Origin of the sequence: Ilumatobacter sp. (assembly GCF_046290335.1) — a bacterium.
Classification (GTDB): Bacteria; Actinomycetota; Acidimicrobiia; order Acidimicrobiales; family Ilumatobacteraceae; genus Ilumatobacter_A.
On the sequence record NZ_JBKAGH010000005.1, the window covers coordinates 64,375 to 89,241 of the forward strand.

Consider the following 24,867-nt stretch of genomic DNA (forward strand, 5'->3'; position numbering starts at 1 on the left):
TCGATGTTCTCTCGACGCCTGCTCGCTCTCGGATCCATCGCCGCACTCGCCGTGACGGCGTGCTCGGAAGAACAGGCCGCCGCACCGAACACGACGGCGACATCGGGGACGACCGTGGCACCGGCGACATCGACGACCGCTGCGCCGGAGTCGACGACATCGAATCCGGAACCGGCCGTCACCAGCACGACCGTTCCCGGCACGACGATGCCACCGGTCACGACGACCCCTGCGACGACCGCTCCTCCCCCGCCGAGCGGCATTCCCACCGACGACAGCGTCGAGTTGTTCGCCGGCAGCGACCTCGGACCATGGCTCTACGTCGGCCGATGGACCGGTGCAGCGTGGGAAGGCCCCTTTGCCGCCGACGCCAGCCCGATCGCCGCAACGGTCGGCAGTGGCGACACACTGCGAATCACCGACCTCACGGCCGGAACCCGCGAGGGCACCGTCGGTGGTGCCGGCGAAGCCTGCTTCGACGAGCGCATCGGCCCCGTCATCACCCCGAACGCCGGTGTTCCCGACGAGCCCGGATTCGGCTACTCGGCGATCGCCGCCGAAGGTGACGGGCCCCTGCGCCCCCGACCGGTCGCCGACGTCGACGCCGACGTCCCGTCGTACGAAACCGCCGGCGTCGCGGCGTTCGCCGACGACGACGTCGAAACCCAGGCGGGCGAGATCGACCAGATCGTCGTGGCCGACCTCGACGGTGACGGCGACAGCGAAGCGCTCGTCGTGTTCGGCGACGAGTCGCTGAGCGAAGGCGACACCATCGATCCGGGGTTCTCCGGGCTGCTGCTGATCGACACCGACACCGGAGCCGCCACCACCATCACGAAGAGCTTCATCCCGCTCACGTTCGAGGAGGGCACGGCGCCGGTATTCGACACCTACCGCGTCCTCGACGTCGCCGACCTCAACGGTGACGGACTCATGGAGATCGTCGTGCGCTGGTGGTACTCCGAAGGCGCCGGCGTGTCGGTGTACACCTACGACGGCACCACGACCGCCGAGGTGATCGTCGCCGGTTGCGGCGCCTGACCGACAGCGACGCCGTCCGCTGCCCGGGCGGTCACCAGGTGTCGATGTGCGATCGGACCGGTTCGTTGCGCACCGAGCGATGGGTGTCGGGCGCTGCTGCGAAGAGCGTGCTCAGCCACGCTCTCGTGTCGACGGGGTCGATGACGTCGTCGATCTCGAAGTACGTGGCGACGCTCAGTGCCTTGCCGTGCTCGTACATCCGGTCGACCATCTGGCGGAACAACGCCTCGCGTTCGGCATCGTCGGTCACCGCTTCGAGTTCCTTGCGGTAGCCGAGCCGAACGGCGCCCTCCAATCCCATTCCTCCGAATTCGCCCGTCGGCCACGCGATGCAGGCGAGCGGTGCCTTGGTCGAGCCGCCCATCATCGCCTGGGCGCCCAGGCCGTACGCCTTGCGGGTGACGACGGTCGCCGTCGGAACCGTCAGGTTCGCTCCCGTGGTGAACAGGCGCGAGCAGTGTCGTACGAGTGCGGTCTCCTCGACATCGGGGCCGACCATCATGCCGGGCGTGTCGCAGAGCGTCACGAGCGGCAGACCGTACGCATCACAGAGTTGCATGAAGCGTGCGGCCTTGTCGGCGCCGTCGCTGTCGATCGCCCCACCGAGGTGTTTGGGGTTGTTCGCCAGCACGCCGACGGGACGCCCTTCGAGGCGGGCGAGCGCCGTGATCATCCCGGTGCCGAAGCCCGCTCGCAGTTCGAGGACCGAGTCGACGTCGAACAGTCCGTCGATCGCTTCGCGAATGTCGTAGGCCCGCAGCCGGTCGAGCGGTACGACGTCGCGCAACACCGTCTGGTCGGGAGCCTCCCAGTCGTCGATGTGACCCTGGAAGTACGACAGGTAGCGCTTCGCGACGGCGACGGCTTCGACCTCGTCGGTTACCACGATGTCGACGACACCGTTTGCCGATTGGACCTCGATCGGGCCGATCTGTTTCGGTTCGAACACACCGAGCCCGCCGCCCTCGATCATCGCCGGACCGCCCATCCCGATATTGGAGTCCTCGGTGGCGATGACGACGTCACAGCACCCGAGAATCGCTGCATTGCCGGCGAAGCAGTAGCCCGAGCTGATTCCGACCAGCGGCACGGTGCCCGAGAGACGCCCGAACCACCAGAAGGCGAAACAGTCGAGGCCGCTCACTCCGGTGGTGTCGGTGTCACCAGGCCGACCGCCCCCGCCTTCGGTGAAGAACACGACCGGGATGCGGAGTTGCTCGGCGACGTCGATCAGGCGGTCCTTCTTGCGATGGTTCTGATGACCCTGCGTGCCGGCGAGCACGGTGTAGTCGTACGACATCACGACCGCCTTCGACGCTCGTTCCCCGGCGCCGAACAGATCGCCGTTGACCTCGGCGATCCCGCCGATCATGCCGTCGGCGGGTGTGTTGCGAACGAGATCCTCGAGATCTCGACGCCGCCGCTGCGCAGCGACCACCGTCGGCCCGTACTCGACGAGCGTTCCGGCGTCGACGAGGTCGGCCACGTTCTCGCGAGCGGTTCGTCGATTGCGGGCGCGGCGCTTGTCGACGGCCGACGGCCGGGCGGCGTCGAGGCCGAGTTCGTGACGCTCGATCACTTCGCGTAGATCCGGACGGTCGAGCCCGACAGCTGGCGGGGCGTGTCGGTCGTCGTCACTCCCCGGCGGAGGAAGGTCGTGCGTCGAGCGCGCTCTCTCCCCTGTCGCCATCCGCACGGCGACCTCGCCGGGCATCAGGGTCGTCCCGACACCTGCCACCACCGCCTCGATCGTCCCATCGACTCGAGCGACGATCTCGTGGTGCATCTTCATCGACTCGATCAAGGCGAGCACGGTGCCCGCGGTGACGAACTGGCCCACCTCCACGTAGGTCGTGACGATCGTGCCCTGGAGTTCGGTGACGACCTCCACCTGAGAGGGCGACGCAGCAGCAGTGTCAGATTCCGGCATGCCAGCGAAGTTACCGACCCCGGCTTGGCGAGTCGGGATCGAGACCGTCCCACGCAGCGCACGCGAGCCGGCTCGACGCTCTGACGAGACGGGCGAATCGACCTTGCTGACAGCGGGGCTAAGTGTCGGTGTTCGGCGTGCGCTGGAAGGTGGTGATCGAGACCTCACCCATCACGAGGTCGGCGGCGACCGCCGCGAAGAGCGCTGGCACGATGAACCCCGGCTGCCCGGTGGTTTCGGCGACGAACATCACGGCCGCGAGCGGCACGCGATAGCCCGCGCCGAGGAATGCGGCGATGCCGAGCAGCACGTAGAGCGTCGGGTCGACCGTGTTGAACACCTCGCCGACGATCCGTCCGACGAGCGCCCCACCCACGACGAGCGGGATGAACACGCCACCCACACCGCCTCCGGCGAGGGTCGCCGCCGTGGCGCACATGCGGAGCACGAACACCGCGACGAGCAGCCACAACGCCTGCTCCTCGCCCAGCCAGAAGAAGACCTCGTAACCCGATCCCAGCGTGAGGCTCTCGCCATCGGCGGGATTCCATCCGTCGGCCGTCAAGATGCGTGTGACCAGGAACAACGCGCCCAGAAGGGTGCTCGCCACGACGATCCGGATGACGACGGGTCGCAGGGTGTACGCCTTCGCCGTACGCATCAGCTTCGAGAACAGCCGAGCTCCGATCGCACACCCGATACCGATGAGGATGGCACCGAACAAGTCGACGTACTGGAACAGCGACACGGTTCGCTCGTCGTCCGCGAACGAGAAGATGGGTCGCGTGCTACTCAGCGCGACGAAGGTGAGATATCCCGACGCGCTGGCGACGAGTGCGGGGAGCAGCATGCGACGTGCCATCTGGTCACGGAACGGCACCTCGAGTGCGAAGATGGCCCCCGTGGCGGGCGCCTTGAAGATGGCAGCAACACCTGCAGCCGCTCCGGCGACGAGCAGCGTTCGATAGTCGGCTCCGCGGAACGAGGCAGGCAGACGACGCTGCACCATGGCACCGATCGCCGAGCCGCTGTACATCGACGGGCCTTCCAGGCCCATCGCGCCGCCCGATCCGAGCGTCGCGAACGCCGCTGCGAGGCGCCCGACGAACGCCCGCCATCGCAACGGGTACTCCGGGTCGTGGAAGGCCCGGAGGTACTCGTCCGACGTCGCCGGTGAGGCACCGGCGCCAACGGTGTGGAGCAGGATCGCCGACGCCGCGAGGCCGACGCCGGGGGCGATGATGCCCCACCGCCAGTCGGCGTCGAGCAGCGCGTGGAACGCGACTTCGGCCACCACGTACTCGAAGAACCTCACCAGGAGCCCGGTGATCGCGCCGGTGACCGCGGCCAACAAGACCACTTCGCGCGAGCGACGAACGAGACTTCGGAGCTCGCCAGCGCGCAGCTCGAGGTTTCCAGGACGAAAACCCTTGATCACCCCGGCCGTCCACACGTCGGTCGATCCTACGCCCAGTGCGTCCACTCGCCCGGCAACTCGGACACTTCTCGTCGAAGAAGCTCGAATCCCCGACGGCTGGGAGCATCAGCGCTTCAGTTTCGGCCGAAACGTACGATGAACAGGGCATGGCAATCGCATTGGTCACCGGCTCGGCCGGTCTCATCGGCTCACAGGCCGCAGAACACTTCGCCGGTCTCGGCCTGCACGTCGTCGGCGTCGACAACGACATGCGCAAGGTGTTCTTCGGCGACAGTTCCTCGACCGCGTGGATGGCGACCGCGCTGGAGGAAAAGCTCGGTGAGCGCTACACCCACCACAGCCTCGACATCCGTGACCGTGACGGGGTCGAGTCGTTGTTCCGCAAGTACGGCACCGACATCGAACTCGTGATCCACACCGCGGCCCAGCCGTCGCACGACTGGGCCGCACGCGACCCGTTCACCGACTTCGACGTGAACGCGGTCGGCACGCTCAACATGATCGAGAACACCCGCCAGCACTGCCCGGAGGCCGTGTTCATCTTCACGTCGACCAACAAGGTCTACGGCGACACACCCAACCGGCTTCCGCTCGTCGAGCAGGAGACGCGTTGGGAGATCGACCCCGGCCACGAGTACGCCGACGGCATCAAGGAGGACATGTCGATCGACATGACCAAGCACAGCCTGTTCGGTGCGTCGAAGGTCGCCGCCGACGTGGTCGTGCAGGAGTACGGCCGCTACTTCGACATGAAGACGTCCTGCTTCCGCGGTGGCACCCTGACCGGCCCCAACCACTCGGCGGCCGAACTCCACGGGTTCCTCGCCTACGTGATGCAGTGCACGATGAGCGGCACGCCGTACCGGGTGTTCGGCTACAAGGGCAAGCAGGTGCGCGACGCGATCCACTCGTCCGACCTGATCAGCTGTTTCGAACACGTCTGGCGGGCACCGCGTTCGGCCGAGGTGTACAACATCGGCGGCGGGCGATTCTCGAACTGCTCCGTTCGCGAGGCGATCGCGATGTGCGAGGACATCACCGGAAAACAACTCGATCACACCTACGTCGAAGACAACCGCATCGGCGACCACATCTGGTGGATCGGCAGCAACGCGCGCTTCGAGGAGCACTATCCGACGTGGAAGCTCGAGTACGACGTTCGTGCCATCTTGGAAGAGATGTTCGCCGCCAACGCCGATCGCTGGACCTGATGATCGACCGTGGCAAAGTCTCGGTGCTCGGCGTCCAGGTCGACGCGGTCGACTACGAGGCCGCCGTCGCACGCATCATGACCGCGGCCGAGGAGGGGCGACCGTACGCGGTGTCAGCCCTCGCAGTTCACGGCGTGATGACCGGGGTCGACGATCCCGAACACATCACCCGGCTCAACACGTTCGATCTCATCACCCCCGACGGCCAACCGGTCCGGTGGGCGATGAACGCGATTCACGACACCGGGCTCCCCGACCGTGTCTATGGCCCTCGCTTGACCCTCGAGGTCTGCCGAGCCGCGGCCGCCGTCGGCGTGCCGGTGTTCTTCTACGGCAGCACCCAAGACACCCTCGATCATCTGGCCGAACGTCTGCCCACGCTGACGCCGGGTATCGAGATCGCCGGGATGCGCCCGTCGAAGTTCGCGACTTCGACCGAGGACGAACTCGACGAGATCGCGGCCGAGATCCGGGCGACCGGGGCCAAGATCTGCTTCGTCGGACTGGGATGCCCACGCCAGGAAGTCTTCACCTACGAGAACGCACAGCGCCTCTCGATGCCGACGCTCGCCGTGGGCGCTGCGTTCGACTTCCACGCCGGACTCCAGGCCGAACCACCGGCCTGGGTGCAACGGGCAGGGCTGCAGTGGGCGCAACGGCTCATCGCCAACCCGATGCGCCTGTGGCGCCGGTATCTGATCCTCAACCCTCGGTACGTGTGGGCGGCGGTGCGCCAGAAGTTCGGTCGCTACTCCCCCACGACCGGCACCGAGCCGACCCACATCGGCTACAGCTGACTCCGACGAGCAACGGCTCCGCCAACAGGCAACGGCTCCGCGAACAGGCAACGGCTCCGCCAACAGGCAACGGCCTCGCCAACAGGCCAGGCAACGGCCCCGCCAACGAGCGGCGCCTCGTCGCGCTTCCGGGTCGTTCGCCGTCATGCGGCGAGCGATCGACCGGATGTCAGCTGCCGGCGTTGTCGCCGAGCATCGCTGCAGGCGTCTTGACCAAGATCTTCAGATCGGTGCGCCACGACACCTGTTCGACGTAGTCGAGGTCCCATCTGCCGTTCTCGTGCATCGGGCCTTCGCCACGTGCAGAGATCTGCCAGAGTCCGGTCAGGCCGGGACGAACGAGATGGCGCTGTTCCAGACCCGGCCGATAGCTCGCCACGACGTGTTCGAGTTCAGGACGCGGTCCGACGATGCTCATCTCGCCACGCACGACGTTGATCAACTGTGGCAGTTCGTCGAGGCTGTAGCGGCGAAGCACCCGGCCGACAGCGGTGTGGCGAGGATCGTGCACCGTCTTGTGGGTCTCGCGTCGGTCGTAGATGACGTCGAGCGCCGAGTTCCGCCGATCCGGACGCATCGTGCGGAATTTGAGGACCTCGAAGACCTCACCGTCGAGGCCGACCCGTCGCTGCCGGAACAGTACCGGTCGCCCCATCGATACCAGGATGACGATCGAGATGATCGCCATCGGTACCGCAGCGACGACCAGCCCGGCGAACCCTGCCGTACGATCGAACGACGGCTTCACGACCCGCGTGTAGAGCGACGGCCGGAAGGTGACGGGGCGCATCGGCTCGAGTGGCGAGGCCGACTCGAGTTGCGGGACGACCGACAGTCGAGTCCGGTGCTCGCTCTCATGATCCGGCTCGGCGTGCCGCGCCTCGATGACCGATTCGATTCGTACTCGTTCCGCCATGTGACCGCCTGCTTCCATTCTCACCCTCGCGACATCGACACGTTCTCCACCGAACGTGAGCGATTTCCGCCATGCGAGGGCACCGCCCGAGCGCAGTGGGAGTCCGCTCTTCCCGTGCTGCTGAACGCCAGTGTGACAGTGAAACTGTCCATAGGCAAGGCAGTTGACCGAACCTTGACGCGCCACGGAACGTGACATCTGTCAGCCGATCGCCGGACCTCGAACCGAACCGTGTCGCATCCCGACCGAGCCATGACCACCTCGCTACCATCGACTCGTGGTGAACGTGGGGCGAACTGCTCGAGAGCTCGGCAAGCGCGGCGTTCGTGCTGCGGCGATGGCCACCGCCGACCTGCGACCGATGCCCGAACTCGTCATCATCGGCGTCAAGCGCGGCGGGACCACGTCGCTGTTCCGCGATCTGGAGCAACATCGGGCGATGCTCCCACTCGTTCCGTCGGCGAAGCGGCTCCCGCTGCGAGAGAACCAGAAAGGCGTCCACTACTTCGATTCGAACCTGCACCGCGGCCGCCGCTGGTACCGCAGCCACTTCGTGACCGAACTGACCCGAAGCAGGCACCGACGTTCGGTCGGGGCCGCGTTCACCGCCGAAGCCAGTCCCTACTATTTCTTCCAGCCGCTCGCGGCACGTCGCGTGGCTGCCGAACTCCCCGACGCCGTGTTCGTGGTGCTCTTGCGCGATCCCGTCGAGCGCACGATCTCGCATTGGGCCGAGCAGACCCGCAACGGGGTCGAGACTCTCGGATTGCGTGAGGCATTGTGCGCCGAAGCGGAACGCGTCGGCAACGACGCTGACCGGCTGCGATCGGGTGATCTGGCGACGAGCCACGCTCACGAGCAGCAGAGCTACGCCGCGCAGAGCGAGTACGCCGACTCGCTGCAGCGTTGGTTCGACTCGGCCGGACCCGACCGAGTCCTCGTCGATTTCTCGGAGCGCTACTACGGCAACCCGATGCGGGTGATCGGTCGGATCACCGACCGGCTCGGCATCGCGCCGTTCGACGAACCGGTCGGGGGTCATCGCAATGCCGCTCCCCGGCCTGGCACGATCGACGACGACCTCGAAACCGAGTTGATCGAACGCTTCCGGCCTGACGTCGAGCGGGTCGCCGAGCTGCTCGGCGACCCGCCCCCGTGGCCGCGTTTCGGAGGCCCGTCGCCGGTCTGATGCTGCTTCGACACGAGAGATCACTCCAGACCTCATGACTCGCTGCCGATGACGACTCGATGAACGACGACTCGATGAACACGTCGCCCAGCATCGCGATCGTTCCCGCGATCAGCACGGCGAGATGGCGGTCACGATGAAGATGTTGCAGCTCCACGCCGGCTATCGCACGCCCGCGGGCGAAGACACGGTCGTCCACGCCGAGGCAGCTGCGCTTCGCGACGCCGGCCACGAGGTCGAGCAGCACATCGCGCACAACCCGCCAAACGCAGCCGGCGCCGTCGTTGCCCTGGCCCGAAGCCGCAACAACCGCCGCGCAGCAGCTGCGGTGCGACAGCGCATCGTCGAGTTCGGGCCCGACGTCGTGCACGTGCACAACACGTGGTTCGCCTTGTCGTCGTCGGTGTTCGAGGCGGCCGCAGCCTGCGATGTCCCGGTGGTGATGACGGTACACAACTACCGCCTCGGCTGCTTGAGCGTCGATCTGTTCCGGGGATCGACCGTCTGCACGGCCTGCGTCGGACGAACGCCGATACGAGGTGTGGTTCACGGGTGCTACCGGGACTCGCGGATGCTGTCGGCCGTGGCTGCCGTCGAGGTCATGTCGGCGCGACGTCGGCGTGCGCTCGACGCCGTCGACCGGTTCGTCGCCCCGTCGGCGTTCATGGGAGACCGACTCATCGACATCGGCGTGCCCGCGGACCGGCTCATCGTCAAGCCGCACTTCACCGCCGACGTCGGCGAGCGAACCGCTCCCCCGTCGGCCTCGCACGAGTTGCTGTTCATCGGTCGGCTCGCGCCGGGCAAGGGCTTGGAGGTCTTGATGCGCGCGTGGGAACGCCGCGACCGACGAGTCGATCCACAACTACGACTCACCGTGATCGGTGACGGCCCGCTCGCATCCGAGCTCCACGAGGGCGCACCTCGTGACGTCGATTTCGCGGGCTGGATGCCCTACGACCAGGTGCAGCAGCGGATGCTGAGCGCACGAGCATTGGTGTTCCCATCCGAGTGGTACGAACCCTTCGGGATGGTGTTGATCGAAGCGATGAGCGCCGGGCTGCCCATCGTCGCGACGACAGCGTCGGCAGCTGCAGAGATCACCGGAACGCCACCCCCACTCGTCGCCTCTGCCGGCGACGAACGATCGTTCGCCGCCGCCCTCGGCGCGCTCGACGACGACCTCGTCGACACGGCAGGTCGAGCCGCGCGTGCCCGCTACGAGGCGACGTACACCGCGCAGGCCGGCGTCCGCGATCTCGAAGCGCTCTACGAGTCGACGATCTCCCAGCGACGGAGTCGACGATGACGCGGCTCGTCTCCGCGCCCAGCTCCTCGACCGACTGGCGGCGCGTCCCCGGATCTCACCGAATGCTCATCGCACCCGACTCTGGGCGTTCGGCGCGACGCCTTCGCTCGTTGGCCGGCAGTTCGGATTGGCGACGTGACCTCGTCGATCGCGCGGGAATGACCGCGCTCGGCGTGCTCGGCGCACGAGCGCTCCCGGTGGCGCCGCCGCTCGACTGGCCTCCGGTCTCCTACGACGAACTCACCGGAGCGCTTCGGGCGGTGCTCCCGGGCCTGCGCCCGATCGGTCTCGTCTCACCCCGCCAATCGGGTCGTCGACGGCTGTCGATGCTCGCCCGCCTGACCGGCAACCCGGTCGTCATCAAGCTCGGCGACGGCGATGATCGACTCGAACGCGAGGCCGCTGCGCTCGACCTGTTGGCCGCACACCCACTTCCGGGAATCGCCACGCCCGCACCGATCGCAGTCGGCGCGCTGACGCTGCCCGGCGCCACCCAGGTGTCCACCTACCTGGTCACCACGTCGATCTCGCTCGGACGGCAACGCCCCGCCATCGACGCTCCACTACGAACGTTCGAACGCGACCTGGCGACCCGTCTGTCGTCGTTGCCTGAGCCTCCGCGCGAGGTAGCGCACGATGCCGAACATGCGGACAGCGCCTCGGAGTTGGTTCCGGTGCACGGCGACCTCACCCCGTGGAACCTTCGTCGAACCTCACACGGCCTCGCGTTGTTCGATTGGGAGTCGGCCGGATGGGGACCGCGTGGCAGCGACCTGGCCGCCTATCGACGCGCCTGCGACAGCGTCCGACCGTGGTGGGCGCTGCTGCAACAGCACGCGCCACTCCCCTCACCCGCCACACCGGCCTCCCCCGCCCGCGAGCCGGGAGCCTGACGATGCGCGTCCTGGTCATCCACAACTTCTATCGATCCGAGAACGCATCGGGCGAGAACCTCTCCGTACTCGACGAGATCGAGGGCCTCCGCAACCGGAACTGGGACGTCGAGGTGCTGTCGGCCGACAGCGACGTCATCACCGATGGCGACGTCCCGCTCGCCGACCTCGCGATCCGACCGATCTACAGCCGACGCAGCGTCCGTCGCGTGCGCGAGAGCATCCGTCGTTTCCGGCCGCACGTCGCCCTGGTCGAGAACTTGTTCCCGCTGCACTCTCCGTGGGTCGTCAAGACCTTGCACGAAGCGCAGGTGCCGGTTGCGGCTGGCGTGCGTTCCTATCGGATGCTGTGTGCGAAGTCGACGCTGTACCGCGACGGCGCAGCGTGTCGAGCGTGCCTCACCTCGCGCTGGAACCTGCCCGCCATCCGCCATGGCTGCTACCAGAGTTCGCCGATCAAGACGGCGCCGATGGCATTGAGCCTCGCGCTGCATCGCTCGACGTTCGCCTCGATCGACCGCTATCTCGCCGTGTCCGACTACGTCCGTGACGAGTTGATCGACGCCGGATTCGACGCGGAACGCATCGTCGTTCGCCCGAACTTCGTCGACGACCCGGGTCCGCCCGATTCGTCACCGGGCGACGGGTTCCTCTTCGCTGGCCGCCTCACCGAAGACAAGGGCGTCGCCCCGATGCTCGACGGCTGGGTTCGTTCGGAGGTGTGGAGGCACCAGACGCTGCACGTCGCCGGGACGGGACCGCTCGACGAACTCGTGCGCGAACACGCCGACCGCGGTGTGGTGCCGCTCGGGCTCGTACCGCACGAGCAGATCCTCGACGTCGTCCGGACCGCGGCGGTCACCGTGGTGCCCTCGACCTGGCCCGAGCCGTTCGGCCGCGGCGTCATCGAAGCGGCGGCACGCGGTCGCGCGTCGTTGGTGAGCAACGGGGGCGGCGTGGCGAGCCTCGTCGACGACGGCGTGACGGGCTGGACCACCGAGGCCACACCGGACGGACTGGCGGACGGATTCCGACGCGCCGCCGACCTCGAGGCACAACGCCGATTCGGCGACGCCGCCCGACGCCGATTCCTCGAGCGCTACACCCGCGACGCGTCGATCGGCGTCCTCGATCGCGAACTGAGCGTCCTCGCCACGTCGGGCGTCGGCCACGACTGACCACCGCCAGATCGACAGCGCCCGCAACAGCACATCACGCCAACCCGCCAACCCGCCGTCACGCCTGCTCGAGGACCGTGACCATCACGGGAGCAGTACGGAACGAGAGATTGCCTGCGGCGTCGGCCGCCTGCAGCTGGATCCAGTGTGTTCCCGATCCGAGGTCGAGTGACGTGGTCAGCGTCGCCGCGTCGACGACCGCGACCTCCACGAGATTGCGAAGCACTCGGTACTCGGTGACGGCGACATTGTCCGTGGAGGCCGTCCACGACACGCTCAGCGTGCCATCCGCCTCGACCGTGACGTCGAGTTCGCCCGGCGGCGACGGCGGCGTCGTGTCGAGCCCGACGACGTCGACACGCACCGGAGACGTCTTGAACGATTGATTTCCCGCAGCGTCGATGGCCCGCACCTGAATCCAGTGCGACCCGCCGCCCAGGCCGGCCAGGTTCGCCGACGTCGTCGCGCCGTCGACCACGAGCACCTCGACGTTGTTGCGTTGGATCTCGTAGCTGGTCACCCCGACGTCGTCCGTCGACGCGCTCCATGACACATCGATCGTCCCATCGGCGGCCTCGGTCGCGACCAGATCGGTCGGAGTACTCGGCATCTGCGTATCGACACCGTCGTCGATCTCGACGAAGACCGGCGTGGTGCGCGCCGACACGTTGCCCGCCACATCGAAGGCCTCGACCTGGAGGAAATGCCCGCCGACGCCGAGATCGAGCTCGACCGTGAGCGTCGACGAGTCCACGGCCGCGACCTCGACGAGGTTTCGACGAACGACATAGCCCTCCACGGCGGTGTCGTCGGTCGACGCCAGCCAGGAAAAGCTGATGACATCGGTCGCAGGGTCGACCGTGGCATTCGGCGTCCCCGGTTGTGTCGGCCGCTGCGTGTCCGGGCCAGCGATGTCGATACGAACCGGGGGCGTCCGGAACGATGCATTGTCCGCGGCGTCGACCGCCTGCACCTGCAGCCAGTGGGGCCCGGCCGCGAGGTCGTCGATCTCGATCGACGTCTCGTCGCCGGGAACCAATGCGAGTTCGACACCGTTGCGCAGCACGCGATACACGTCGACGCCGACATCGTCGAACGACGGATCCCAGCTCAAGACGACGAGCCCGTCGCCATCGACCGATGCTGCGAGGCTCGTCGGCATCGTCGGGGCGAGATTGTCGCCTGGTGTCATCGAGGGTGAACTCGCCGATCGGTTGCCGGACGGATCGACCGCGCGAACGAAGTAGCGGTCGGCGATCGACCCGTTCGGATCGACGTAGCTGGTGCCGTAGACGAGGGGGCTGACGACGCGGTCGTTGCGGAGGATCTCGTAGCCGACGAAGCCGGGACGGTCGTCGTTCGACGGATCCCAGTCGACCTGAACACCGCCGCTGCTCAACACCGTGGCCGCGGCGTCGCTCGGAACCGACGGAGCCGTCGTGTCACGCGGACAGAACTTGGAGAAGCTCTCCAGGTACTGGCGCTGCCCGCCGACGAACGGTCCTCCGACGATGTCTCCCCCGAACCAGAGACAGTCGTCGACGTCGGCGTGGAGTTCCCACACTCCTTCGGTGAAGGCTGACCGCAGCGACGGCACCCAGGTGGTCTCGTACGTGCGATCGAGCGCGTCGAACGCGCCGACCCACTTGTAGTCATCGGCGCGCGAGAACTCGTCGAGCTGCGGCCAGGTCCGAGCATCTTCGTAGATCCACGAGTTGCCGTGACTGGCCTGGAACACCGTCGAACCGATCCGGGCGAACGCTTGGGTGTCGCCTCCGCGTCCGGAGGTGACGTGACGCTTGAGGATCGAGTAGTCGGAGTCGGTGTAGACGTGGACGTTGTGCTCCGAACCTCCCTGCCAGACCTCGTCGTCGACGGCGATGACCGCCTGCTGATACTGGCGTGAGACGTTCGGGGTCGTGTACTCGGCAGGGCCGTACGCGGCGAGGACGTTTCCGGTCGTCCAGTCGAGGGTCGACACCCCCTGGTCGGCGTTGCCGTTGACGCCTTGGAACGCGCCGACGACGTGCACGCGCCCCTCGTTCGCCTCGACGTCGTACGGGACGCCGCCGACATCGGGAAGGAACTGGTTGTCGGGGAACCCGTCGCTGGCTCGCACTCGGCCGAGACGACCCTGGTTGCGGGTGGCCGACGTCGACTCGATCTGAGTGAAGTTGCCGCCGACGTAGATCCAGGTGACCCCGTCGACGTCGGCCACGTCGAGCGCACGCGCCATCGGCCGCGCCGTCGAGCCACTCAGCTCCATCGAAGCGCGCCAGCCGGGCACGAGCGTTCCGGTGTCGAGGTCGAGCGCAGCGAGTCCTGCGGTCAACGGCTCGCCGTCGACGTTGCTGAACTGACCAGCCACGATCAGTTTGTCGTCGACGACTCGAAGATCCCAGACCGTCCCGTCGAGCGTCGGACGCCAGTCCGGATACCACACACCGGTCTCGCGGTCGAACGCGGCCAGGTAGTTCTGGTCGACGAGCTCGCCGGTACGAGCATCGCGGACGTCGTCGAACTTGCCGCCGACGTAGACCGTGTCGCCATGCGTCGCGATCGCCAGTACCGGTGCATCGACCTGCGGTTCGGAGTCCTCGACCTTGCGCACGCCGAGTACGCCACCTGCGAGTTCCTCGGGATGATCGCTCAGGAACGGGCTGAGCGTCTGTTCCGCGGTACCGGTCGGGGCGATCAGGTCGAGCGGTGGCGTCGAGATCTGCGGACGGAGGTAGACCTGCGTGAACGGGATCGCGTGGTTCTCGTCGGCGAACTCCCACAGGTACGACGCGGCATCGCCAGAGCCCGACACGCTCCCGCCGAACGAGAACCCGGCGAGCCCGCCGTGTCCACTCCACGGGTACGTGAACCAGCGGCCGGCACCGTTCTGGCCGCCGTTGCCGGCACCGACTTCCCCGGGAAGTTGCTCGTTGGAATCTCGGGTGTTCGAGCCCGTGCCGACGACACCGTCGACCGAGAACGACGCGAGCCGATGACCCGCTCCGACCGCCCACGACCACGAGGTGAGATCGAGAGGTTCCCATCGGATCTCTTGCCACGTGGTCCCTGTGACATCCATCGCTCGCCGCAGGCGAACCCCATCGGGCACCAAACGGACATCGCCACCGTTCAGTAACGCGTCGATCATCTCGGTCGACAGTGCTGCGGGCGAGAACGCCGCCGGGCCGTCGACGTTGGTGCGGAGATCCTGCGGGGTCAGCTGCCCGTAGTCACGGAACGTCCATCCTTCGCGTCCGCGGGCGATGAGCAGCCAGCCTCCGCCGTCGGTGGTCATGTCGCAGTAGAACTGTTCGGGTCGCACCAACGATTCCGTCCGCAGCCAGTACACGCCGTCGACCGAATCCGGGTGCACCTGCTTGATCTCCCAGCATGATGCCGCCGCGTGATCGGCGCTGCTGCCGTCGAGCGTGGAGGTGGCCGGTTCGGGCTCTCCTTGCGCCCGTGCCGCCGATGGAGTGATCGTCGCTGCCAGACCGAGCGCGACGACGAGACCGATGATCGACATTCCCGCTCTGGTGTGCATCGTGCTGCCCTCCTCGCCCGGTCCGCCAACACCCCGAGCTGCGCTGCGTCAACGTTAGATCGAGATTCGTGCGGCGGACCACCACGTTCGGTCAAGATCCTGCAAGGAATCTCACGATGCGCGTCAACCCGACTCGTCCGCCAGCCGCACGACCTGGCAAACCGGTACGTTGCAGCTCGGCCCCGTCCACGCCGTCGACCCGGGGTGGTTCACCGCCATCCGATTCTCCGATCCTCAACGAACACTCAAGATGTCCCCCGCTTCGACCGATCACATGTCACCATGAGTTCTTCTGTGTCGACGTCTCCGAACTCCGGATTCTCCACCGGCGCGCCCGGCGGGCCGACCGGCATCGGTCCGGTCGAGGCGTTCTGGCGCTTTCGCGCCTGGACGGTTCCGATCACGATCGTGATCGGCGTCCTCGCCGGCCTCGCCGCGCTCGCGACGAGTGGCACGTCGACCGCCACCACGACGCTCTACCTCACCGATCCACGCGGCACCTCGATCTTCCGAGGCGACGCGTCGAGCAATCCGGCCGACCTCAGCCGATACGCGCGCCAGCGTGCCGAGTTCGCGCAATCGGCCAACGTCCTCGCGAACGTGGTGTCGTCGATCGAGACGCTTCGCGCTGCCGACCCTTCGATTCCATCCGAGGACCTCGACTCGCTGGACGCCGTGGTCGAAGCGTCGACCACGGCCAGTGCCGACGTCCGAGTCGACTGCACGGCGGTCGAACCCGACCGTGCGCTGCGCATCTGCGGTGAGATCGTCACGCAGTACGTCGCGCTCACGCTTGCCGACATCGACGAGCGAGCCGAGCTGCAGATCAACACGCTGCTCGCGGAACGCGACCGGTTGATCGCCGACAGCGACGCACAGGCCAGCTCCATCGCGTCGATCGATTTCCGAATCAGCGAGATCCGGTCGAATGCGGCGTTGTTCGGGAGCGGCGTCGAGTTCGTCGAGCCACCGAAGGTCGAAGAGGATTCGCGGATCATCCCAGCAGTCCAGTTCGGCCTCGCAGGTCTGCTCTTCGCCGGGTTCGCGATGGCGGCGCTGGCCTGGTTCCGGGCTGGCCGTCGACCCGTCGTCACGTCGGGTTCTGACGCGACGCTCACGCTGCGCTCGCCGCTACTCGGGGAGATCGTGGCCAACCCAGCCGAAGCATTCGCTGCAGCGACGCCTCCCGGTTCGGCATACCAGCTCCTCGCAACGAGCTTGGGTGCGGTCCATCCGAGCGGCGGCATCGTGCTCGCGGGGTCCGCTCGCCCGAGCGCGAACGCACCCGAGACCGTGGCCCGCATGGCCACCGCATCCGCCCGCGAAGGTCGCCGCGTCCTCGTCATCGACGGTGACACCGATGGCCGTCGGCTCAGTCGCCTGTTCGGTGTCGAACAGACCAACGGCGGGCTCACCGAACTGCTCGCCGGACTCGTCAGTTTCGACGACGTCCGCCGCTCGGTCGGCGTCGGCGGCGCTGCCGTGCTCGATCTGGTCACCTGTGGTCGACCGATCGACGATCCGTCCAGCCTCTTCCGGTCCCATCAGGGTCGGGAGACACTCGCGTCATTCAAGAGCCGCTACGACCTCGTGCTCGTCTCCATTCCGCCGCTGCTGACCGCAGCCGACGGATCCGCGTTGGCCAGCGCGGCCGATGGCGTCGTGCTCATCGTCGACAGTGGAGCCGAGACGCACGACCTCGACACCGTGCGACAGCGCTTGGAGGTCCTGCGCACGCCGACGATCGGTGTGGTCTTCGATCACCGCGGAGACAATGGCCGCTGACCGGCGATCGCGCCCGCTCGCGGCAGTTCTGTCGCAAGGCATCGTCGCCGGATCCAGCCTCGTCCTCCAACTGATCGCTCTACGCGAGTTGGGAACGGAGGGCCTCGGCGCGTTCGCCGTGCTCTTCGGCATCCTGGTCACGATCAACTCGGTCCAGAGCGGCTGGCTCGGTGACTCCCTCACGGTGCTCGATCGTTTCGACCCCGGCATTCGCCGCGCGCTCGTCCGGTCGCAGCTCGCGATCTTGGTGCTCGTGTTCGTCGGGTCGAGCGTGCTGTCGCTGCCCATCGCTGGTGTCGACGCCACCACGGCGCTGCTCTTCGGACTGGCGTCGGTGGCCTGGGTGTTCGAGGAGACCTTGCGCCGCTTGTTGATCGCCCGCCGCGAGTTCTGGCAGCTCGTGGTCAACGATGCGGCCTTTGCCGTCGGATCATTCGGTCTCGTCGGGTTCGTCATCGTCACCGGCGGATCGTTCACCCTCGAGACATTGATCGTGTCGTTGCTCGCCGGAGCGACCGTCGCGACCGGTGTGGGCGTGGTCCAGTTGCCTCGTGTCGAGCTGTCACGAGGCATACTCGGTCCGAGTCGGATGCGCGAGGTGGCGTCGTTCGCCGTCTGGCGGGCCGCCCAGATCGGGCTCCGTCCCGGCAGTCAGGCACTCGTGCGAGTGATCGTTGTCGGTGCTGCGTCCTACCAGGCCCTGGGCCAGCTCGAGGCCGCTCGCCTCCTCCTCGCTCCCGTGCTCACCGTCGTCAACGGCGCCGGCGTGTATCTGCTGCCGACGTACGCAGCACAGGCGAAGTCCGGTACGAGGTTCCGCCCGTCCGTTCCGGTGGCCATGCTCGCCGTCGGGGGCATCGCTGCGCTGTACGGCGCACTCGCCGTCGTGCTGCGGGTACCGCTCACCGAGATCTTGACCAACGAGCCAGCCGCGATCACCATCGCTGCGATTCTGGCCTGGACGGCCTACTCCGTCGGCTTCGGAGCCGGGGTGCCCGCCGGCAACGCAATGGTCGCTCGCGGTCGCTCGCGCACTGCGTTCGGGGTGCGCGTGATCGACGCCGCCGTCGGCGTCGCTGCTGCGACGGTGTTCGCTGTCGTCGGTTGGGTCGAAGGCGTCCCGTTCGGCCTCGCAATCGGCACGCTCATCGGCGCGGTGCTCCTGCTGCGTCGACTCACCGAAGTCCCCGACGAAGCCGGTTCCGCCACCGTGTTCGCTGCGCCTGGCCTCGCGAGCGTTGCTCCCGACGCGCCGGCGACGCTCGTCGAGATCTCCCCCGTCGCATCGATCGATGCGCCACTCGATCCGGCACCCGACGATTCGACCGCGTTCGTCTGGACGCCTGTCGCTTCGCGACGTGCCGATCCGCTCCCGCCTCCGGCGGTCGGGGCGGTGACATCGGCGGCTCCCGCCGGCTGGTCACCACCGACAGCTTCCGCCAGGTCGTCGACGCCGGTTCCGCAGCGGACAGATCGCGTCTGGCGCCCAGCCGCGCACGCCTTCGCGACCATCGGTCGAGTGCGCGACATCGATCGGTACCTCTGGCTCCTCCCGCTGTTGCTGATCGTCGCGACCGAGTACAAGTTCCGCCGGCGAGCCATCGACGACGCGTTGGGGGGCTCGATCGACATCATGATCGCGGCCGAACTCGGGGTCTACGCTCTCGTCGGAGCCTGGGCCGTGTACCGCCTGGCCCCGACCAGACCGCGCTTGACACCGCTCACGGTCGTGATGTGGGGCTACATCCTGACCACCGCAGCGAGCGCGCTCTATTCGACGTTCCCGATGTTGGCATTGGCGCGAGCCGTCCAGCTCGTGATCATCGGCGCGGTGATCCACGTGGTCGCGACCGACGGTCGACTCGGTCAGATCACCAAGTTGGTCCATGGGTGGATCGTGTTGCTGACGATCTCGATCGCTGCGGGTCTCGCCTACGTTGCGCCCACGACGCGGGCGCAGGAGGGTCGCTTCACCTGGTTGTTCGTCCACAGCGTGAGCGCCGGGTCGATGCTCGCCCTGTCGGTGCCGATGCTTTTCGGGCTCTGGATGACGATGGCCCGACGAGACAACCGGCTCGTGCTTCCATGGCCGAGGTGGGCCTACGGCGCGTTGCTCGCCGTGCACATCGTGTTCTTGCTGCTGACACGGACCCGCGGCTCGATCGGTGGAGCGTTCATCGCGCTCGCCGTCATGGCCTGGATCATGTCGGGCCACAAGGCCAAGCCGCAGTTGGTGCTCGGCAGTCTCGTCGCCGCCGGTGCGTTCCTGCTGGCGTTCGGAGCCGTGATCATCGAGTTCCTCACGCGTGGCGAGACCGTCGAGAGCATCGGCACGTTCAACCGGCGCACCGAGATCTGGACGCTCGCCTGGGACGCGTTCGTCAGTCGACCCCTGCACGGGCTCGGTTTCACCTCGGCGAAAGGTGTGTTCTTCGACGAGACCGGGCTCGGCGGCGCACACAACGCTCTGATCAACGTGATGATCGATGCTGGCCTCGCCGGATTGGTCTGGTGGACGGCGCTCTTGGTCGCCGTCGGCGTGGGCATCGGGCGACTCGGTCCGCTGTCTCGCTCGGACACGCCGATGTCCGGAGCGTGCGGCTCACTTCGTGCCGATCGCAGCATTCTTCTCGGCATGTTCGTCGCCAGCATGATCAACAGCGTGACGACCGAAGGCCTCGGTGCCGGGGTGAACGTCAGCGCGATCTGGCTGTTCTTGATGGTCGCCTGGATCTCGACGATCCGACGAGCGTCCGTGCCCATCGAACCCCCGGCTGTCGACGTCACATGGCAGCACCAGCGCGAGGTCCCTCGCCGCGACGATGCGGCCCAGATCATCTGATCCGGTCAGGAGCCGAAACCTCGACGCCCGGCGCCCGTCACCGTCAAGCCAACCGAGGTGAAGGGCTCCACCATCAGGCCAGCAGAGCGTGACCGAACAGGCGTGACCGAACAGGCGTGACCGAACAGGCGTGACCGAACAGGCGTGACCGAACAGGCGTGATAGCCGGGGCGGGTCAGCAGGGGCGAACGGCTCAGCCCGCGAGCGCGGAGCGGAAGAACTCGATGGTGTGACCGAGTCCGGTTCGCAGATCGACCGTCGGTTCCCAACCAAGCCGATCGCGAGCGATCGTGATGTCGGGCTTGCGCTGTTTCGGATCGTCGCTCGGCAACGGTTCGAACACGATGCCAGCCTCGTTGGCCGTCATCTCGGTCACGAGCTCGGCGAGCTCGAGCATGGTGAACTCTCCCGGATTACCGATGTTGATCGGTCCGGTCTCGTCGCTGTCGAGCAGCGCGAGGAACCCGCGAATCTCGTCGTCGACGTAGCAGAAACTGCGCGTCTGGGTTCCGTCGCCGTAGATCGTGAGTGGTTCGCCGCGCAACGCCTGCGTGACGAAGTTCGACACGACGCGTCCGTCGTCGGGCTGCATGCGCGGCCCGTACGTGTTGAAGATGCGTACGACCCGGATCGGCACACCGTGCGCTCGGTGGTACGCGAACGTGAGCGCCTCCGAGAAGCGCTTCGCCTCGTCGTACATGCTCCGCTGGCCGATCGGGTTGACGTTGCCCCAGTAGTCCTCGGTCTGCGGGTGCACCGACGGGTCGCCGTAGACCTCGCTCGTCGAGGCCATGAAGAAGCGGGCGTCGTGGTGCCGGGCCAGTTCGAGCAGGTTGCGCGTGCCGATGCTGCCGACGTCGAGGGTCTCGATCGGGAGTTCGTAGTAGTCCTTCGGCGAGGCCGGGCTGGCGAGGTTCATGACCGCATCGACGACACCGTCGACGACCATCGGCTCGGTGACGTCGTGCTTCATCAACTCGAAGCGGTCATGACCCTCGAGATGCTCGATGTTGTCGGCGCTACCGGTCACGAAGTTGTCGATGCAGACGACCGAGTCGCCCCGCGCGAGCAGGGCGTCGCAGAGGTGCGACCCCAGAAAGCCGGCCCCTCCGGCGACCGCGACGTGCATCAGCGGCGGCCCACGCCGTCGTAGCCGAGACCCGCTGCCTTGACGTCGCTCGGAGCGAACAGGTTGCGCATGTCGACGATCGTGATGCCGGCGCCCGCGCGTTCGGCGACCTGGTCGAGGTCGAGCTTGGCGAACTCGGGCCATTCGGTGAACACACAGATCACGTCGGCCCCGTCGGCGATGTCGATGAGTTCGCTGCTCAACTCGACGCCGGCCAGCGTGGCTTCCTGGTGCGGCGACAGATCACCGCAGGTCGTCGGATCGAAGGCGCGCACGTGCGCCCCCGCCTTGCGGAGCTGGGCGATGATCGCCATCGCCGGTGATTCGCGCAGGTCGTCGGTGCCAGCCTTGAACGTGAGTCCCATCGCCCCCACGGTGACACCGGAGAGGTTGGAATGATGCCGGCCGACGGCTTTGGCGACCTTGTCGACCATGCGCGTCCGCTGTTCGTCGTTGACGTCGATGACGCCCTTCATCATCGAGAAGTTGTACCCGTGCTCTTCGGCGATCTTGACGAGCGCTCGCGAGTCCTTCGGGAAGCACGATCCGCCCCAGCCCGGTCCGGGCCGCAGGAACTGCGAACCGATACGCGAGTCGGATCCGATGCCGTCGACGACCGCGGCCACGTCGGCGCCGACCGCTTCGCACATCGCTGCGACGGCGTTGACGAAGCTGATCTTCATCGCGAGGAACCCGTTGGCGGCGTACTTGATCGTCTCGGCTGATGCCGGGTCGGTGATGATGATCGGCGTGTCGATCGAGTCGTAGAGCGCACCGACCTTCTCGGCCGCTTCGCGATTTGCAGCGCCGATGACGACGCGATCGGGTTGCAAGAAGTCACGGACCGCCGTGCCCTCTCGGAGGAACTCGGGGTTGGACACGACGAACACGTCGTCACGCTGGAGTTCGTTCTCGACGGCCAGGGTCGAGCCGACCGGCACGGTCGACTTGTTCACGACCACGGCACCGGGCTTCAGAACCGGAGCGATTTCGCGTGCGGCCTGTTGGATGTAGGACAGATCGGCGGATCCGTCGTCACCTTGTGGGGTCGGAACGCAGAGGAACACGATGTCGGCATCGCGGGCGGCTGCCACGGATCCCATCACGAATTCGAGACGGCCGAGCGAACGCGAGTCGTTGACGAGCTGTTCGAGCCCGTCCTCGACGATCGGGATGTGTCCGGCATTGAGCAGGTCGACCTTGCGCGGGTCGATGTCGCCGCACACCACGTGGTGCCCCAGGTGGGCGAAACAGGCACCGGTGGTGAGGCCCACGTATCCTGTTCCTACTACGCCCAATCGGATCGAGGTGTCTGGCATGGGTGTGAATCCTTGGCTGATGACGGTGGACATTGCGGGCCCCTTCGGGTCTCTGGCGGTCGTTCTATCTGGTGAGCGGTCATCGGCGTCCGAGACACTCGCAATTTCATCGGCACCGAGAGCACCGATCTTGAGGAATCGTTGACGAGCAGGCGGTCTGATCAGCTCACCGGTTCCGAGCGTTCGGCCGCACTCGCGACCGCGGCTTCGACGCTCTGCACCACGACCGACCATCCCCCACGACGAGGCGAGACAGCGGTCATGGTTTCGGTTGCGGTTCCGGCTCCGGTTGTGGCAGCCGGCGGCTGGTCCGCTGCTGCACGAGCGCCGTTGGATGGCGACGCCGTCGGCGTCGCGGATTCGGCGCGTGTTTGCACACGTTCGGCAGACGCCGGACGCGTCGCCACCGCGCGCGTGTCGATCCCGCCCTGTCCACCGCCGGAACCCGGCGTGGTCGTCGGTGTCGTCGGTGTCGTCGTCGGTGGAGGCACGGTCGAGCCGGGTGGCGGAGTGGCTGTCGAGCCGGGCGGAGTCGTCACGGTCACGCCGTCGTCGGCGAGATCGGCCGGCCGCGTCACCGCGCCGGCCGGGTAGGCGGTGTCGAGCAGTGCCGATGCCGCGGTGACTCGATCCGTCAGTGGCAGACCGAGCGGCGCTCCTGGCATCACGCGAGCGTCGGATGACGACCGGACGAAGGGGTTGGCATCGGCGATGACCACGTCGTCGAGGCCCGCACCGGTGACGGATCGGTGGGTCTCGACATCTGGCGACAACGCCAGCGAGTATGGCCAGCGCGCCCAACGCGAGACCAGCGGAGTTGCCGAGGTGGGCGACATCCAGTACCGGTTGGCGTCGACCTTCACTCGCATCTGCTCGGCCGATCGCTGCTCTGTCCAGTCGTCGACGTTGAGTAGCGCCGGCGCGCCCGGCCGTCCACCGCCCAACAGGTTGTTGATCACGGCGACGTCGGTCAGGTCAGCACGATCGCCGTCGAGCACATAGACGTCGCGGACGTTGCCGAACAAGCTGTTGTGCCAGACCTCCACGTCGCTGCTCTCGAGCACCCAGACCCCGGCTTCGCCGTTGTCTTCAGCAACGTTGTCGATCACGACGACGTCGGTCGACAGCTCGATCTCGATACCCGAACGACCATTGCGCGACGCCACGCTCGAACGCACGACAGCACCGATCACGTCCAGGTCGGTCCAGATTCCGGGACCCGCGTTGTCGGTCACCACGGCTCTCGTGACCGTCAGGCCGTCGGTGTCGGTGATCTTCATCCCGCCCGCGGAGTGTTTCGGGTCGAAGCCTTCCGCGTTGTTCTGCGTCACGACGACGCGCTCGAACGCCAGCGCAGTCCCCCGATGCCCGTGGATGCCGAGATGGCCGTTGCGGTGTGCGGTCACATCGGAGACCGCAACGCGAGCGCCCATCACCGACAGGCCGATGCGTGCATTCGACTCGACCGTGACGTTGGCAACGCTCAGATCGTCGGCGTAGGCGCGCACCGCCGCCATGTTCCGGTTCTGCGTCGCGTAGCGCCGAACCGTGAGGTGCTCGACGCTCGAACCGTGCGCCTCGTTGAGATACAGACCCCAGTTCAGCGCACTGCCCTCGACGAGTCTGCCGGTCGGATCGTCACCCAACCAGACGCGGTCCGCGACCCGATCGTGATGGAACGTTCCCGGTCCGACCTCGCTGCGTGCCGCGACCTCACGAAGTGCGACCCCATCAAGAAAGAACATCTCCGGCCACGCTGCCTCCGGCCGTTCCGGCGTGGTGAAGGGCGCTTCGACACGTTCGAAGTCCGTCGACCAGGAAGCAAACCAGGCGCCTTCCGAGGCGGCCCAGCCGGAGACCGGAATGGCGCCGTCGAGCACCACTCCATCGGCTTCATCGGCTCCACCGGCTCCCGCGGCGGGTGCTCCTCGCAGGTGGAGCGCCTTGCGGTACACCTGGACCGATTCGTGATATCGGCCGGCTCCGATCGAGACCGTGTCACCGGAGTGCGCGAGTTGTACGGCGCGCCCGATCGTCGCCAGCGGATCTCCTGCCTGCCCGGTCGCCTGGTCGCTGCCGTCCGGAGACACATGCCAGATCCGAGACGCAGTGGCCACCTCCGACGTCGACTCAGCCACGACCAGCCCGAGCAGCAGCGCGAGCGCGGCGAGCACAGCCCTCCGGCGACGACGACCGTCGATCGACATGTCGACGAGTGACGCGTGGGCGGAGAAGCGTGAGGTCGGGAGGTGCATCGAGGCGAGCGGCGACCGTTCCGGAAGCGTCCCCTTCGACACTCCACCTTCGATCACTCGCGTGTGCATCGGTCACGCTGACGTCGTCTTG

The 24,867-nt window shown here is 67.1% G+C and carries 15 protein-coding genes and 1 pseudogene; 9 read left to right on the forward strand and 7 right to left on the reverse strand.

Annotated elements, in window-relative coordinates; all coding sequences use genetic code 11:
- The first annotated feature begins 3 nt into the window (after positions 1-3).
- The gene (locus ACE37B_RS18165) at positions 4-1,041 is read left to right on the forward strand and encodes a hypothetical protein (protein ID WP_409924751.1); all 1,038 of its coding nucleotides are present in this window, start codon (positions 4-6) and stop codon (positions 1,039-1,041) included.
- 31 nt (positions 1,042-1,072) lie between these two features.
- On the opposite strand, the pseudogene ACE37B_RS18170 reads toward ACE37B_RS18165, so the two are convergent.
- Positions 1,073-2,950: pseudogene (locus ACE37B_RS18170) on the reverse strand (carboxyl transferase domain-containing protein); the annotation flags it as partial.
- Positions 2,951-3,089: 139 nt separating this feature from the next.
- Entirely contained in the window at positions 3,090-4,424 is a 1,335-nt protein-coding gene (locus ACE37B_RS18175) for a chloride channel protein (RefSeq protein WP_409924752.1), read from the reverse strand.
- A 131-nt stretch (positions 4,425-4,555) separates the two neighbouring features.
- Here ACE37B_RS18175 and ACE37B_RS18180 point away from each other — a divergent pair, with 131 nt between their 5' ends.
- A complete protein-coding gene (locus ACE37B_RS18180; RefSeq protein WP_409924753.1) occupies positions 4,556-5,620 on the forward strand; it encodes an NAD-dependent epimerase/dehydratase family protein in 1,065 nt (354 codons plus the stop codon).
- Positions 5,620-6,417 carry a WecB/TagA/CpsF family glycosyltransferase gene (locus ACE37B_RS18185; protein ID WP_409924754.1) on the forward strand — a complete coding sequence of 266 codons (798 nt, stop codon included), beginning with the start codon at positions 5,620-5,622 and terminating at the stop codon, positions 6,415-6,417. The genes ACE37B_RS18180 and ACE37B_RS18185 overlap by 1 nt, the downstream gene beginning before the upstream one ends.
- A 169-nt stretch (positions 6,418-6,586) precedes the next feature.
- On the opposite strand, the gene ACE37B_RS18190 is transcribed toward ACE37B_RS18185, so the two are convergent.
- On the reverse strand, positions 6,587-7,333 hold the full coding sequence (locus tag ACE37B_RS18190; protein ID WP_409924755.1) for a sugar transferase: 747 nt from the start codon (positions 7,331-7,333) through the stop codon (positions 6,587-6,589).
- A 280-nt stretch (positions 7,334-7,613) separates the two neighbouring features.
- Here ACE37B_RS18190 and ACE37B_RS18195 point away from each other — a divergent pair, with 280 nt between their 5' ends.
- From ACE37B_RS18195 to ACE37B_RS18210, 4 genes are all read left to right on the forward strand, one after another.
- On the forward strand, positions 7,614-8,522 hold the full coding sequence (locus ACE37B_RS18195; RefSeq protein ID WP_409924756.1) for a sulfotransferase: 909 nt from the start codon (positions 7,614-7,616) through the stop codon (positions 8,520-8,522).
- 124 nt (positions 8,523-8,646) lie between these two features.
- Positions 8,647-9,831: a glycosyltransferase family 4 protein gene (locus ACE37B_RS18200; protein ID WP_409924757.1), complete on the forward strand. Its 1,185-nt coding sequence runs from the start codon at positions 8,647-8,649 to the stop codon at positions 9,829-9,831.
- A 158-nt stretch (positions 9,832-9,989) separates the two neighbouring features.
- Complete coding sequence (locus tag ACE37B_RS18205) at positions 9,990-10,724, forward strand: phosphotransferase family protein (protein ID WP_409924758.1); 735 nt, start codon at positions 9,990-9,992, stop codon at positions 10,722-10,724.
- Between the two features lie 2 nt (positions 10,725-10,726).
- On the forward strand, positions 10,727-11,902 hold the full coding sequence (locus ACE37B_RS18210; protein WP_409924759.1) for a glycosyltransferase: 1,176 nt from the start codon (positions 10,727-10,729) through the stop codon (positions 11,900-11,902).
- A 58-nt stretch (positions 11,903-11,960) separates the two neighbouring features.
- Here the strand turns inward: ACE37B_RS18210 and ACE37B_RS18215 are convergent, their stop codons facing one another.
- Positions 11,961-15,446 (reverse strand): fibrinogen-like YCDxxxxGGGW domain-containing protein, encoded by a 3,486-nt coding sequence (locus ACE37B_RS18215; RefSeq protein WP_409924760.1) that lies wholly within the window; start codon positions 15,444-15,446, stop codon positions 11,961-11,963.
- Between the two features lie 282 nt (positions 15,447-15,728).
- On the opposite strand from ACE37B_RS18215, the gene ACE37B_RS18220 reads away from it, so the two are divergent.
- Both ACE37B_RS18220 and ACE37B_RS18225 read left to right on the forward strand, forming a co-directional pair.
- Positions 15,729-17,231: a hypothetical protein gene (locus ACE37B_RS18220; RefSeq protein WP_409924761.1), complete on the forward strand. Its 1,503-nt coding sequence runs from the start codon at positions 15,729-15,731 to the stop codon at positions 17,229-17,231.
- On the forward strand, positions 17,221-20,073 hold the full coding sequence (locus tag ACE37B_RS18225) for an O-antigen ligase family protein (RefSeq protein WP_409924762.1): 2,853 nt from the start codon (positions 17,221-17,223) through the stop codon (positions 20,071-20,073). The genes ACE37B_RS18220 and ACE37B_RS18225 overlap by 11 nt, the downstream gene beginning before the upstream one ends.
- Before the next feature lie 193 nt (positions 20,074-20,266).
- Here the strand turns inward: ACE37B_RS18225 and ACE37B_RS18230 are convergent, their stop codons facing one another.
- From ACE37B_RS18230 to ACE37B_RS18240, 3 genes are all read right to left on the reverse strand, one after another.
- Positions 20,267-21,202 carry a UDP-glucuronic acid decarboxylase family protein gene (locus ACE37B_RS18230; protein ID WP_409924763.1) on the reverse strand — a complete coding sequence of 312 codons (936 nt, stop codon included), beginning with the start codon at positions 21,200-21,202 and terminating at the stop codon, positions 20,267-20,269.
- Positions 21,202-22,521, reverse strand: a complete 1,320-nt coding sequence (locus tag ACE37B_RS18235; RefSeq protein WP_409924764.1) for a UDP-glucose dehydrogenase family protein — start codon at positions 22,519-22,521, stop codon at positions 21,202-21,204. The genes ACE37B_RS18230 and ACE37B_RS18235 overlap by 1 nt, the downstream gene beginning before the upstream one ends.
- 161 nt (positions 22,522-22,682) lie before the next feature.
- Entirely contained in the window at positions 22,683-24,845 is a 2,163-nt protein-coding gene (locus ACE37B_RS18240; protein WP_409924765.1) for a right-handed parallel beta-helix repeat-containing protein, read from the reverse strand.
- Positions 24,846-24,867 lie beyond the last annotated feature (22 nt).

Excerpts from the sequence above, each read along its gene's own strand:
- ACE37B_RS18235 (WP_409924764.1), bottom strand. The coding sequence starts at position 22,521 with ATGCCAGACACCTCGATCCGATTGGGCGTAGTAGGAACAGGATACGTG.
- ACE37B_RS18215 (WP_409924760.1), bottom strand. The coding sequence starts at position 15,446 with ATGCACACCAGAGCGGGAATGTCGATCATCGGTCTCGTCGTCGCGCTC.
- ACE37B_RS18185 (WP_409924754.1), top strand. The coding sequence starts at position 5,620 with ATGATCGACCGTGGCAAAGTCTCGGTGCTCGGCGTCCAGGTCGACGCG.
- ACE37B_RS18210 (WP_409924759.1), top strand. The coding sequence starts at position 10,727 with ATGCGCGTCCTGGTCATCCACAACTTCTATCGATCCGAGAACGCATCG.
- ACE37B_RS18225 (WP_409924762.1), top strand. The coding sequence starts at position 17,221 with ATGGCCGCTGACCGGCGATCGCGCCCGCTCGCGGCAGTTCTGTCGCAA.
- ACE37B_RS18230 (WP_409924763.1), bottom strand. The coding sequence starts at position 21,202 with ATGCACGTCGCGGTCGCCGGAGGGGCCGGCTTTCTGGGGTCGCACCTC.
- ACE37B_RS18240 (WP_409924765.1), bottom strand. The coding sequence starts at position 24,845 with ATGCACACGCGAGTGATCGAAGGTGGAGTGTCGAAGGGGACGCTTCCG.
- ACE37B_RS18220 (WP_409924761.1), top strand. The coding sequence starts at position 15,729 with ATGAGTTCTTCTGTGTCGACGTCTCCGAACTCCGGATTCTCCACCGGC.
- ACE37B_RS18180 (WP_409924753.1), top strand. The coding sequence starts at position 4,556 with ATGGCAATCGCATTGGTCACCGGCTCGGCCGGTCTCATCGGCTCACAG.
- ACE37B_RS18190 (WP_409924755.1), bottom strand. The coding sequence starts at position 7,333 with ATGGCGGAACGAGTACGAATCGAATCGGTCATCGAGGCGCGGCACGCC.
- ACE37B_RS18205 (WP_409924758.1), top strand. The coding sequence starts at position 9,990 with ATGACCGCGCTCGGCGTGCTCGGCGCACGAGCGCTCCCGGTGGCGCCG.
- ACE37B_RS18200 (WP_409924757.1), top strand. The coding sequence starts at position 8,647 with ATGGCGGTCACGATGAAGATGTTGCAGCTCCACGCCGGCTATCGCACG.
- ACE37B_RS18165 (WP_409924751.1), top strand. The coding sequence starts at position 4 with ATGTTCTCTCGACGCCTGCTCGCTCTCGGATCCATCGCCGCACTCGCC.